Origin of the sequence: Azohydromonas sediminis (assembly GCF_003574675.1) — a bacterium.
GTDB lineage: Bacteria > Pseudomonadota > Gammaproteobacteria > Burkholderiales > Burkholderiaceae_C > Calidifontimicrobium > Calidifontimicrobium sediminis.
This window is the reverse complement of record NZ_QOAZ01000002.1, coordinates 104,234-116,522: the sequence shown is the minus strand read 5'-3', so window position 1 is coordinate 116,522 and position 12,289 is coordinate 104,234. Positions and strand designations below refer to the sequence as shown.

General features: G+C 72.0%; 12 protein-coding genes. All 12 read right to left on the bottom strand.

The features are described 5' to 3' along the window. Positions 1–35: 35 nt before the first annotated feature. The 12 genes from DRV96_RS02095 to ispC all read right to left on the bottom strand — a co-directional run bounded on the left by DRV96_RS02095 (position 36) and on the right by ispC (position 12,258). On the bottom strand, positions 36–1,451 hold the full coding sequence (locus DRV96_RS02095; RefSeq protein ID WP_119287162.1) for an FAD-dependent oxidoreductase: 1,416 nt from the start codon (positions 1,449–1,451) through the stop codon (positions 36–38). 16 nt (positions 1,452–1,467) lie between these two features. After that, positions 1,468–1,851, bottom strand: a complete 384-nt coding sequence (locus DRV96_RS02090) for a c-type cytochrome (RefSeq protein ID WP_119287160.1) — start codon at positions 1,849–1,851, stop codon at positions 1,468–1,470. Between the two features lie 148 nt (positions 1,852–1,999). Further along, positions 2,000–2,779: a TrmH family RNA methyltransferase gene (locus tag DRV96_RS02085; protein ID WP_119287158.1), complete on the bottom strand. Its 780-nt coding sequence runs from the start codon at positions 2,777–2,779 to the stop codon at positions 2,000–2,002. Beyond that, the gene (rnhB, locus tag DRV96_RS02080; protein ID WP_119287156.1) at positions 2,776–3,468 is read right to left on the bottom strand and encodes a ribonuclease HII; all 693 of its coding nucleotides are present in this window, start codon (positions 3,466–3,468) and stop codon (positions 2,776–2,778) included. The genes DRV96_RS02085 and rnhB overlap by 4 nt, the downstream gene beginning before the upstream one ends. Further along, positions 3,440–4,552, bottom strand: a complete 1,113-nt coding sequence (lpxB, locus tag DRV96_RS02075) for a lipid-A-disaccharide synthase (RefSeq protein ID WP_119287455.1) — start codon at positions 4,550–4,552, stop codon at positions 3,440–3,442. Before lpxB ends, rnhB begins: the two co-directional genes overlap by 29 nt. A 37-nt stretch (positions 4,553–4,589) precedes the next feature. Beyond that, positions 4,590–5,378: an acyl-ACP--UDP-N-acetylglucosamine O-acyltransferase gene (gene lpxA, locus DRV96_RS02070; protein WP_119287154.1), complete on the bottom strand. Its 789-nt coding sequence runs from the start codon at positions 5,376–5,378 to the stop codon at positions 4,590–4,592. A 7-nt stretch (positions 5,379–5,385) separates the two neighbouring features. After that, positions 5,386–5,826 carry a 3-hydroxyacyl-ACP dehydratase FabZ gene (gene fabZ / locus DRV96_RS02065; protein ID WP_119287152.1) on the bottom strand — a complete coding sequence of 147 codons (441 nt, stop codon included), beginning with the start codon at positions 5,824–5,826 and terminating at the stop codon, positions 5,386–5,388. 33 nt (positions 5,827–5,859) lie between these two features. Then, a complete protein-coding gene (gene lpxD, locus DRV96_RS02060; RefSeq protein ID WP_119287150.1) occupies positions 5,860–6,882 on the bottom strand; it encodes a UDP-3-O-(3-hydroxymyristoyl)glucosamine N-acyltransferase in 1,023 nt (340 codons plus the stop codon). Continuing rightward, positions 6,879–7,388, bottom strand: a complete 510-nt coding sequence (locus DRV96_RS02055) for an OmpH/Skp family outer membrane protein (protein ID WP_119287148.1) — start codon at positions 7,386–7,388, stop codon at positions 6,879–6,881. The genes lpxD and DRV96_RS02055 overlap by 4 nt, the downstream gene beginning before the upstream one ends. Continuing rightward, the gene (gene bamA, locus DRV96_RS02050) at positions 7,388–9,673 is read right to left on the bottom strand and encodes an outer membrane protein assembly factor BamA (protein ID WP_235823246.1); all 2,286 of its coding nucleotides are present in this window, start codon (positions 9,671–9,673) and stop codon (positions 7,388–7,390) included. Before bamA ends, DRV96_RS02055 begins: the two co-directional genes overlap by 1 nt. Positions 9,674–9,706: 33 nt before the next feature. Next, positions 9,707–11,074, bottom strand: a complete 1,368-nt coding sequence (gene rseP, locus DRV96_RS02045; RefSeq protein ID WP_119287144.1) for an RIP metalloprotease RseP — start codon at positions 11,072–11,074, stop codon at positions 9,707–9,709. Continuing rightward, on the bottom strand, positions 11,071–12,258 hold the full coding sequence (gene ispC / locus DRV96_RS02040) for a 1-deoxy-D-xylulose-5-phosphate reductoisomerase (RefSeq protein ID WP_119287141.1): 1,188 nt from the start codon (positions 12,256–12,258) through the stop codon (positions 11,071–11,073). Before ispC ends, rseP begins: the two co-directional genes overlap by 4 nt. Between the last annotated feature and the right edge of the window lie 31 nt (positions 12,259–12,289).

Sequence of the window (12,289 nt, the reverse complement as noted above, 5' to 3'; positions counted from 1 at the left end):
CGTGCCCGCGGCGGCGGTGCGCCCGCGAGCCGCTGTCAGCCGGCCGTGTCGGCCATCAGCGTCTTGAACCAGACGCCCATGTCCTGGAAGTTGCCGCTGCTGATGACGGCCGACTCGGTCGCGGTCGCCGGTGCCCCGTTGATCGTCGTGCGCCCGCCACCCGCAGCGATCTTCATGCGGCGGTCGAGCGGGTCGTACTGGTAGACCGCCGTCAGCCACGACGCGGTGCCCGCCGTGACCGGCGAATAGCACGCCGAATTGGCCACCGGGGCCGGGTCGGGCCCCTGACCGAGGAAGGCGCGCACGATCGCGTCGGCACAGATCTTGGCTTCCTGGTTCGCGACGTGGCCGGCCTTGGGCATGCCCGTCACGGCGGCGTCGCCGAGCACGTGGATGCCGCTGCCCGGCAGCGCCGTCGTTTCGTAGCTCAGCATGTCGACGCCGGCCCAGCGGCCGTCGGGACCATTGTTGAGCCCCGCGCGCGCCATCCAGCCGTCGCCGGCGCTGCCGACGGCGCGGTGCGGCGGAATCGGGTTGACGACGCGCGCGGCGATCGTGCGCGTCAACCCGAGCGCATCGACGTAGCGCACGACACCCGAGGCCGCGTCGATCTCGATGCCGAACGCGCCGGGCACGTAGTCGATCACGCCGGCGTGGATCTGGTTGAACGCCGTCTCGAAGGTGTGCCGCTCGGCCTGGATCGCGAGGTTCTCGTCGAGCACGACGACGCGGCAGTTCGGGCCCTTGGCCGTCTTCAGGTAGTCGGCGACGAGGCACGCGCGCTCGTACGGCCCCGGCGGGCAGCGGTACGGCGCCTTCGGGATCGTCATCACGAACGTGTCGCCGTTGCTCATCGCGGCGATGCGCTGGCGCAGCAGCGTCGTCTGCGGCCCGGCACGCCACGCGTGCGGCGTGCGGGTGTCGTAGTCGGTCTGCGTGAGGCCGTAGGCGTCGTCGAAGCTCACGCCCGGCGCGAGCACGAGGCGGTCGTAGCCGAGCCGGCTGCCGTCCGACAGCGTCACCTCGTGCGCCGCGGCGTCGATCGCGACGAGGCTGGCGGCCTTGCGCAGCACGCCGTAGCGGCTCGTCAGCGCGTCGCGCTTGAACTGCAGCGACGCGACCGTGCGGCTGCCGTTGAGCACGAGGTTGCTCATGATGTTCGACGTGTAGACGGCGTCGGGGTCGACGAGCGTGACCTGCACGCCGGGGCCGCCCCACAGCCGCAGGTACTTCGCCGCCGTCATGCCGGCCATGCCGCCACCGACGACGACGACCCGCTTGCCGGTGATGCCGGTGTTGGCGAGCGCGATCGTCGTGCTGCCACTGCTGCTGGTCTTCTTGTCGTCGGCGCGACCGGCGAGCGGCCAGGTGCTGGCCGCGAGCGTCGCAGCGCCGAGCGCCACGATCTGGCGGCGGCTCAGGGCCGCCGCGACGGGTTGCTTGTTGTCCATCGGGTCCTCCGCGGCGTCACTGTTGCAGGTAGGCGATGATTTGGCGCAGCTGCTCGGGCGTGTACCCCTGGGCGTGCGCGGCCATGATGTTCGAGCCGGCAGGTTTGCCCGCGAACTCGAGCACCTCCTTGGCTTCGCTGCCGCGAATCTTGTCGAAGCCCCCCAGGCCCAGCGTGCCGTGACACTGGAAACAATTCGACGCCAACAGGCGTCCCTCGGTCGAGGCGGGTTGCGTCATCGCCGTGGCGGTCCTCGATGCCGCGGGAGCGGCCTGTGCGCTGTCGGCATCGACGGCCACCGCCGCCTCGCCACCGCCTCCGCCGCCGCAGGCGACGAGCACGAGGGCGGTGGCGCTGGCAAGCCAAGCGCGGCGACGGTATCGGTCAAGGGTGTTGGGCATGGATCCTCCTGGTCTTCGTTGGCGCGACTCTCGCGCCTTCGCAGCATCGCGCTGCCGGATGAGGGAATCCTTAACGCGGTGCCGCCGATGCGTAACCGACGCGTGACAGACGTGTGCGTGCGCTGCGGCCGACGCCGGCGGCCGCGGCTCATCCGAGCGCGCGTGCGCGCAGCGACTCGTACAGGCAGATCGCCGCGGCCGCGGCGACGTTGAGCGACTCCTCGCCGCCGGGCTGCGGGATGCGCAGCGCCATGGCTGCGCGCGCCAGCAGCGCCGGCTGCACGCCCTGCCCTTCGTGGCCGAACACCCACGCGCACGGCCACGGCAGCGCCGCTCCCGGCAGCGCGACGCCCTCGTGCGAACTCGTCGCCAGCAGCGGCACGCGCAACGCCTCCAGCGTGTGCGGCGGCTGTGCGTCGAGCAGGCGCAGCGCGAAGTGCGCGCCCATCGCGGCGCGCAGCACCTTCGGCGTCCACAGGCCGGCGGTGCCGGCGAGCGCGACGATCTGCACGAAACCCAACGCCGCCGCGCTGCGCAGGATCGAGCCGACGTTGCCCGCGTCCTGCACGCGGTCGAGCACGACGGTGGGCGCGTCGGGTTGCAGCGCTGGGGCAGCCGGCAGGTCGAGCACGAAGCCCAGCGGCGCCGGCGACTCGAGCGTGCTCAGGCCGTTCCACAGGGCGTTGTCGACGACGTGCACGCGCGCGGCCGCACGCGCGAGCGCGGCCCAGGCCGGCTCGCGCACGGCGCTTGCGCTCAGCACCGCGGCGCGCGGCCGAACGCCGCGCGCCAGCGCCGCGCGGCACAGGTGCTCGCCCTCGAGCCAGACCGCGCCGAGTTTGCGCGTCGCGGCGGGCTCGCGCGCCAGCCGCCGCAGCTTGACGAGCAGCGGGTTGTCGCGCGACGTGATGACGACGGGTTCGCTCATGTCGTCGTGCCGTCGCCGCCCACGAGCGCGAGCAGCGGGCCGCCGCACACGGCGCGCACCGGCGCGAAGCTGCGCCGGTGCACCGGCGACGCACCGTGCGCACGCAGTGCCGCCAGATGCTCGGGCGTCGGGTAGCCCTTGTGCACCGCAAAGCCGTACTGCGGGTGCGCCGCGTCGAGGGCGACACAGAGCCGGTCGCGGTGCACCTTCGCGAGGATCGAAGCCGCCGAGATCGCGGCCACCGTCGCGTCGCCCTTGACCACCGCCTGCGCCGGCATCGGCAGCGCCGGTACGCGGTTGCCGTCGACGAGCACGCGCCGTGGCAGCAGCCGCAGCCCCTGCACGGCGCGCTGCATCGCGAGCATCGTCGCGTTGAGGATGTTCAGGCGGTCGATCTCGTCGACGCTGGCCTCGGCGATGCAGCACGCCAGAGCCTTCGCGCGGATTTCATCGAACAGGCGCTCGCGCGTCACCGGCCCGAGCCGCTTGGAGTCGGCCAGCCCGGCGATCGGCTGCAGTTCGTCGAGGATCACGGCGGCGGCGACGACGGGCCCGGCGAGCGGTCCGCGCCCCGCCTCGTCGACGCCGGCCACCAGGCCGAGGCAGTCCTGCCGCGCGAGCAGCGCGCGCCAGCGGTGCGGCAGCGTCGCCGCGCGCCGTTCAGCGGCCGAGGAGCGTCGCGATGGCATCGGTGGCCGCGCGCGCAGTGTCGCGCTGCAGTTGCAGGTGCAGCTCGGCGAAGCGCGCGTGCAGCGCCTGCACGCGCGCCGCGTCGTCGAGCCAGCGGCCGACTTCGTGCGCGAGCGCCGCGGGTGTGGCCGCGCGCTGCAGCAGTTCGGGCACGACGAAGTCCTGGCTGAGGATGTTCGGCAGCGCGACCCACGGCTGGTAGCGCATGCGGCTCATGATCTGCCAGCTCAGCTCGTTCATGTGGTAGGCCACGACCATCGGCCGCTTGAACAGCGCCGCCTCGAGCGTCGCGGTCCCGCTGGCGATCAGCGTGACGTCGCAGGCGGCCAGCGCCTCGTGCGAGCGGCCGTCGAGCAGCATCACCGGCACGTCGTGGCGGGCGACCATCGCCTGCAACCGCTCGCGCTGCCCGGGCGCGGCCGGCAGCACGAAGCGCAGGTGCGGGCGCTGCCGGTGCAGCCGCGCCGCCGCGGCGAGGAAGCGCGGGCCCAGGTGCGTGACCTCGCCGCTGCGGCTGCCGGGCAGCAGCGCGACGACGGTGTCGGTCTCGGCGAGCCCGAGCGCCGCGCGCGCCGCGGCGCGCGGCGGCTCGGGCGGGATCACGTCGGCCAGCGGGTGGCCGACGTAGGTCGCCGCGACGCCGTGGCGCGCGAGCAGCGCCGGCTCGAACGGGAACAGGCACAGCACGTGGTCGACGCTGGCGGCGATCTTCGCGGCCCGCCCGCCGCGCCAGGCCCAGATCGACGGGCAGACGAAGTGCACGGTGCGGATGCCGCCGGCCTTCAGGCGCGCCTCGAGGCCGAGGTTGAAGTCGGGCGCGTCGACGCCGACGAACAGGTCGGGCCGCTCGGCGAGCAGCCGGTCGCCGAGCGCACGTCGGATCGCCGACAGCGCGCGGTAGTGGCGCAGCGCCTCGGCATAGCCGTGCACCGCGAGCCGCTCGCTCGGCCACCAGGCGTCGAAGCCCTGTGCGGCCATTTGCGGCCCGCCGATGCCGGCGGCGCGCAGGTCCGGCCAGCGGGCCCTCAGCGCCGCCAGCAGGTGCGACGCGAGCAGGTCGCCCGAGGCCTCGCCGGCGACCATGCCGAGCCAGGGCGACGCGGTCGCCGTCACGGGGCGCTCAGCGCGCGATGCCGCGCGTCGCGCGCGCGAGGAAGTCCAGCATCAGTGCGACGTCGCCGGCCGCCGCAGGCACCTCGGCGGCGAGCGCGGCGATGCGTTCGCGCGCCTGCTCGAGCGTCAGCCCCTGCCGGTACAGCAGCCGGTGCATCTGCTTGACGGCGCCGATGCGCTCGGGGCCGAAGCCGCGCCGGCGCAGGCCCTCGGCGTTGAAGCCGCGCACCGCGAGCGGGTTGCCGTCGACGAGCATGAACGGCGGCACGTCCTGCGACACCGCGCTGCCGAAGCCGACCATCACGTGCGCGCCGATCTTGCAGAACTGGTGCACGCCGGTCAGGCCGCCGACGATGGCCCAGTCGCCGACGTGCACGTGGCCCGCGAGCGTCGCATTGTTGGCCAGGATCGTGTGGCTGCCGACCTGGCAGTCGTGCGCCAGGTGCACGTAGGCCATGACCCAGTTGTCGTCGCCGAGCCGCGTGACGCCCGCGTCCTGCGCGGTGCCGACGTTGAAGGTGCAGAACTCGCGGATCGTGTTGCCGTCGCCGATCACGAGCTCGGTCGGCTCGCCGGCGTACTTCTTGTCCTGCGGTGCCGCGCCGAGCGAGCAGAACTGGAAGATGCGGTTGCCGCGGCCGATCGTCGTGCGGCCCTCGATCACGCAGTGCGGCCCGACGGTGGTGTCGGCACCGATGCGCACGTGCGGGCCGACCAGCGTGTAGGCACCGACCTCGACCGACGCGTCGAGCTCGGCGTGCGGATCGACGATCGCGGTGGGGTGGACGCGCGCCACGCCGCACTCACTCCGAGCGGCGCACCGTGCACATCAGCTCGGCCTCGACCGCGACCTCGTCGCCGACGCGCGCCTGCGCCGCGTACTTGAAGATGCCCTGGCGCGCGCGCAGGAGCGTCACGTCGAGCAAGAGCTGGTCGCCGGGCTCGACGACGCGCTTGAAGCGCGCACCGTCGATGCCGGCGAAGTAGAACAGCGTCTTCTCGTCGACGACGATGCCGGCGCTGTCGAACGACAGCAGCGCGCTGGCCTGCGCGAGCGCCTCGAGCATCAGCACACCGGGCATCACCGGCCGCGACGGGAAGTGGCCGACGAAGTAAGGCTCGTTGATCGAGACGTTCTTCAGCGCGAGCAGCCGCTTGCCATGCTCGACCTCGAGCACGCGGTCGACCATCACGAACGGATAGCGGTGCGGCAGTCTCTTGAGGATCTCGTGGATGTCCATCATGGTGGTGGGCCGGCAGTGTGTCGCGACGCGGCGTCAGCCGGTCTTCTTCTCGAGCTCACGCACGCGCTCGCGCAGCCGGTGCAGCTGCCGCAGCGTCGCCGCGTTCTTCTCCCAGGACGCATTGTCGTCGAGCGGAAACACGCCGGTGTAGTGACCCGGCTGGCGGATTGAGCGGCTGACGAAACTGCCGGCCGAGACGTGCACGTGGTCGGCGATCTCGAGGTGGCCGGCGATCATCGCCGCGCCGCCGATCGTGCAGTGCGCGCCGATCGTCGCGCTGCCGGCGATGCCGACGCAGCCGGCCATCGCAGTGTGCGCGCCGATGCGCACGTTGTGCGCGATCTGGATCAGGTTGTCGAGCTTGACGCCGTCCTCGATGACGGTGTCGTCGAGCGCGCCGCGGTCGATGCAGGTGTTGGCGCCGATCTCGACGTCGTCGCCGATGCGCACCGCGCCGAGCTGCTCGATCTTCTCCCACCGCCCCTCGTGCGGCGCGAAGCCGAAGCCGTCGCCACCGATCACCGCACCGGGCTGCACGATGCAGCGCGCCCCGAGGCGGCAGCCCTCGCCGACGACGACCCGCGGCGCGAGCCGCGTGCCCTCGCCGATGACCGCGCCGGCGCCGACGTGGCACTGTGCGCCAATGACCGCGCCCGCCTCGACGCGTGCGCCGCGCCCGACGAAGGCCAGCGCGCCGACCGACGCATCGGGGTGCACCTGGGCACCCTCTTCGACGACGGCGGTCGGGTGCACGCCCGCAGCAGCCGGCACGCGCGTGCGCCGCGCCCACCACTGCGTCAGGCGCGCGAAGTACAGGTAGGGATCGGCGGTGGCGATCGTCGCGGTGCGTGCCTCGGCACGCACTTCGGGGCTGACGATCACGCAGCCGGCCTGCGTCGAGGCGAGCTGCGCGCGGTAGCGCGGGTTCGCGAGGAAGCTCAGCGTCGAACGATCGGCGCCGGCCAGCGGACCGATGCGCGCGATGCGCTGCTGCGGATCGCCGGTCAGCTCGCCGCCGAGCGCGGCGACGATCTCGCCCAGCGTCGCCGCGGTCACTTGCCGTTGTTCAGCGCGTCGATCACGCGCCGGGTGATGTCGACGCGCGGGCCGGCGAACACGACCTCCTGCAGGATGAGGTCGTACTTCTCCTGGTCGAAGATCTGCCTGACAGCGCGGTTGGCACGGTCGAGCACCTGCGCCAGCTCCTCGTTCTTGCGCTGCGCGAGATCCTCCTGGAACTCGCGGCGCTTGCGCTGGAACTCGCGGTCCTGCTCGACGAGTTCGCGCTGGCGGCGGTTGCGCTCGCTCTCGGCCAGCGTCGGTGCATCACGGTCCAGGCGCTCGGAGGCCGCCTTGAGCTTGGCGGCCATGTCGGCGAGGTCCTTCTCGCGCTTGCTGAACTCGGCTTCGAGCTTGGCCTGCGCGGCCTTCGCGGGCTGCGAGTCGCGCAGCACGCGCTGCAGGTCGACGTAGCCGATCTTGAGCTCCTGCGCCTGCGCGAACGCGCTGGCGGCCAGCAGCACGACCGCGGCCAGCACCGACTTCCACTGCCTCGTGTCCATCAAAACGCGGTCCCGATCTGGAATTGGAAGTTCTGAATTGTATCGTTGCGCTCTTTGCGCACCGGGACGCCGTAGCTCAGCTTCAGCGGGCCGACCGGTGACAGCCAGCTCAGGCCGACACCGACCGACGCGCGCAGCGACGACAGCTCGATCTTCTCGTCCTCGCCCCAGACGTTGCCGGCGTCGACGAAGCCGAACAGCCGCAGCGTCTTGTCCGCACCCGAGCCGGGCATCGGCGTGTAGAACTCGGCATTCAGGTTCAGCCGCTTCGGTCCGCCGGTGTAGGTGCCGGTGACGTCGACCGGGCCGAGCGAGCCCTGCTCGAAGCCGCGCACCGACCCGAGGCCGCCGCCGTAGTAGTTCTTGAAGAACGGGTACGCGCGGTCGTCGAGCGAGACCCCGTAGCCCAGTTCGGCATTCAGGCCGAGCGTGTTGCGCAGACCGAGCGCGAAGTACTGCTGCGCCTGCAGGTTCGCGCGCGCGTAGCGCGTGTCACCGCCCGCGCCCCACTCGAGGTTGACGCGCGTGTAGCGGCCGGTGGTCGGGATCAGCGCGCTGTCGCGGCCGTCGCGCGCCCAGCCCAGCGTCAGCGGAATCGTCAGGCTGGTGTCGCCGTAGGCCTCGCGGTACAGGTACCAGCTGTTGGGCAGCGACGTGCCGCCGCGGATCTGCGTGCTCTCGATCCCGACGCCGAAGAAGACGGTGTCGGACTCGGAGAACGGCACGCCGAAGCGGATCGAGCCGCCCGTCGTGACCAGGCTGTACGAGCTGCTCGAGCCTCTCGTCGGGCGCGAGGTGCGGTAGAACACGTCGAACGCTCGCGACACCCCGTCGGCCGTGAAGTACGGGTTGACGCTCGACAACACGAAGTTGCGATTGAAGCGGCTCGTGTTGACCTCGAAGCCGAGGTAGTTGCCGGTGCCGAAGATGTTCTCCTGCTTGATCGACGCCGTCAGCGACAGCTTGTCGGCGCTCGAATAGCCGGCACCCAGCATCAGGTTGCCGGTGGGCTTTTCGACGACCTTGACCGCCAGGTCGACCTGGTCGGGCGCGCCGGGCACCTCCTCGGTGTCGACGCTGACCTCGGTGAAGAAGCCGAGGCGGTCGACGCGGTCGCGCGAGAGCTTGATGCGCGCCCCGTCGTACCACGCCGACTCGAACTGGCGGAACTCGCGGCGGATCACCTCGTCGCGCGTGCGCAGGTTGCCCGCGACGTTGATGCGGCGCACGTAGACGCGCTGCTGCGGCTGCGCGACGAAGACGACGACGACGCGGCCGGTGTTGCGGTCGATCTCGGGGCGCGGCTCGATGCGCGCGAACGCGTAGCCGTACAGGCCGAAGCGCTCGGCGAACAGACGCTGCGTGTCGGCGACGTCCTGCGCACGGTAGGGCTGCCCGGGGGTCACGCGCACGAGCGACTTGAATTCGTCGTCCTTGCCGAGATAGTCGCCCTCGAGCCGCACGCCAGTGACGAAGAACTGCTGCCCCTCGCGGATCGAGATCGTGATCGAGATGTCGGTCTTGTCGGGCGAGATCGTGACCTGCGTCGACTCGACGGCGAAGTCGAGGTAGCCGCGGTTGGTGTAGTACGCGCGCAGCGTCTCGAGGTCGGCATTGAGCTTGGCGCGCGAGTAGCGGTCGCTCTTGGTGTACCAGGTCAGCCAGCCACCGGTGGTCTGCTCGAAAAGGCCCAGCAGCGTGCGCTCGGGGAACACGGTGTTGCCGACGATGCGGATCTCGCGGATGCGCGCCGCGCCACCCTCGACAACGTTGAACGTGACGTTGACACGGTTGCGCTCGACCGGCGTGACCGTCGTGACTACCTCGGCCGCGTACAGGCTGCGCGAGAGGTACTGGCGCTTGATCTCCTGCTCGGCGCGGTCGACGAGCGAGCGGTCGAACGGCAGCCCTTCGCCGATGCCGGCATCGCGCAGCGCACGGGTGATGACGTCGGTCTCGAACTCCTTCATGCCGACGAAGCGCACGCTCGAGATCAGCGGCCGCTCTTCGACGACGACGACGACGACGTCGCCGTCGATCTCGAGCCGCACGTCGCTGAACAGCCCGGTGGCGAACAGCGCGCGCAGCGCCGCGGCCCCCTTGGCGTCGTCGTAGGTGTCGCCGACGCGAAATGGCAGCGACGCGAACACGGTGCCGGGGTCGGTGCGCTGCAGGCCCTCGACGCGGATGTCCTTGAGCACGAACGGGTCGACGGCCCACGCGGGCGCGACGGCAGAGGCGGCCACCAGCGCGACACAGGCGGCCACCGGGCGCAACACGCCCATCGGAATCGGAAAAGGCATCGGGCAGAAGGGAATTCAGTGCAGGCCGAGCAAGCGGGCCACGTCGTTGGACAACGCGAGCGCCATCATCAGCAGCAGGATCAGTGCGCCGGCACGCTGCAGCCGCTCGAGCCAGGCCTCGGAGACCGGACGCCCGGTCACGCCCTCGTAGAAATAATACATGAGGTGCCCGCCATCGAGCATCGGCAGCGGCAGCAGGTTGAGCACGCCCAGGCTGACGCTCACGAGCGCGAGGAAGCCCAGGTAGTACGCCAGACCCTGCGTCACCGACTGCCCGGCGTAGTCGGCGATCGTCAGCGGGCCCGACAGATTCTTCAGCGACGCCTCGCCGATCAGCATGCTGCCGAGCATCTTCAGCGTCAGCGTCGAGACCTCCCAGGTCCGCGTGACGCCCTCGGCGATGCCGTCGAGCGGGCCGTAGCGCACCTTGACCATCTGCGGCGGCGGGCCGATGTAGGCGTCGATGCGGCCAGCCGGCGGGTTCGCGTCGGTGGCCACGCGCGGCGTGACCGTCAGCTCGATCACGCGGCCCGCGCGCTCGACCTCCCACGTCATCGGCACCGGCTGCCCGTCGCGCACGGCCGCGACGATGCGCTCGCGCAGTGCCGCCGCATCGGCGATCGCGACGCCGTCGACACGCAGCACGCGGTCGCCCGGCTGCAGCCCTGCGCGTGCCGCCGGGCCGCCGGGGCGCACCTCGCCCATCGTCGCCTCGCTGAACGCGGTGCCCAGGCCGATGCGGCGCATCAGCGTCGCGTCGACCTCGCGCGCGCCGAGGCCGGCCAAATCGAGCCGCAGCACGCGCATGCCGCGGCCGTCGCGATCGGTCACACGCAGCTGCAGGTCGCGCCCGCTCAGTGTGGCCTGCGTGACCTGCCAGCGCAAGTCGGTCAGCGAGCGCACCGGGGACCACGCCTCACCGTCGGGCGACCATTCGACGACCCAGTCGCCGGCACGCAGCCCGGCGCGCTCGGCGACGCTGCCCGCCGGGGGCGTCGCCAGCACGGCCTTCGGCTCGTCGACGCCGATCCAGTGCGCGCCGGCGTACAGCACGACGGCGAGCACGAGGTTGGCCGCCGGCCCGGCGGCCACGATGAACGCGCGTTGCGCGAGCGGCTTGCGGTTGAACGCGAGGTCGCGCTCGTGGGGCGCCACCGGGCCCTCGCGCTCGTCGAGCATGCGCACGTAGCCGCCGAGCGGCAGCGCGCTGACGACGAACTCGGTGCCGTCGGGGGTGCGCTGGCGTCGCCAAAGCACATGTCCGAAGCCGACCGAGAAGCGCAGCACCTTGACCCCGCAGGCGCGCGCCGCGCGGTAGTGACCCCACTCGTGGATCACGATCAGGATGCCCAGCGTCAGCAGGAACGCGAGCACGGTCGTCATCGCGCGCGCTCCTGCACCCTCTGCCGCGCCGCGCTGCGCGCACGCGCGTCAAGCGCCAGCACGTCGTCGAGTCCGGGCTGCGCGGGCAGGTCCGGCAGCACGCGCGCGACGACGTCGGCATTGATGCGGTGGATGTCGGTGAATGCGATCGTGCCGGCGAGGAAGGCGGCCACCGCCTCCTCGTTGGCCGCGTTGAGCACCGCGGTGCTGCCCTCGGGGCCGCGCAGCGCGTCCCACGCAAGGAACAGCGACGGAAAGCGCCGCGCGTCGGGCGCCTCGAACGTCAGCGCACCGAGGCGCGTGAAGTCGAGCGCGTCGGCGCCGCACTCGATGCGCTCGGGATGCGCCAGCCCCACGGCGATCGGCACGCGCATGTCGGGCGTGCCCAGCTGCGCGAGCACCGAGCGGTCGCGGCAGACGACCATCGAGTGGACGATGCTCTGCGGGTGGATGACGACGCGCACCTGCTCGGGCGCGAGGCCGAACAGCCAGCGTGCCTCGATGACCTCGAGCGCCTTGTTCATCATCGTCGCCGAGTCGACCGAGATCTTGCGCCCCATGACCCAGTTCGGGTGCGCGCAGGCTTCGTCGGGCGTCACGTCGGCGAGGCTGTCCGGGTCGCGCGCGCGGAACGGACCGCCCGAGGCGGTGAGCACGATGTGGTCGATCGTCTCGGGCCAGCGGCGGCGGTCCTCGGGCAGGCACTGGAAGATCGCCGAGTGCTCGCTGTCGATCGGCAGCAGCGTCGCGCCGCCGGCGCGCACCGCGTCCATGAACATCGCGCCGCCGACGACGAGCGCCTCCTTGTTGGCCAGCAGCAGGCGCTTGCCGGCGCGCGCAGCGGCCAGGCACGACGGCAGTCCGGCCGCGCCGACGATCGCGGCCATCACGGCGTCGACTTCCGGGTGCGCCGCCAGCTCGCACAGCGCCCGCGCGCCCACGTGCACCTCGGTGGCGACGCCGTGCGCACGCAGCGCCTCGCGCAGGCGCACCGCGCCGGCGTCGTCGGCGACCACGGCATGGCGGGGACGGAAGCGAACGCACTGCTGCGCGAGGTCGTCGATGCGCGACTGCGCGCTGAGCGCGAACACCTCGTAGCGCTGCGGATGGCGCGCGACGACGTCGAGCGTGCTGCGCCCGATCGAACCGGTCGCCCCGAGGATGCACAACCGTTGCGGCTTCATCGCGCGCAGTATCGATCAGTGCCGGTGGCGC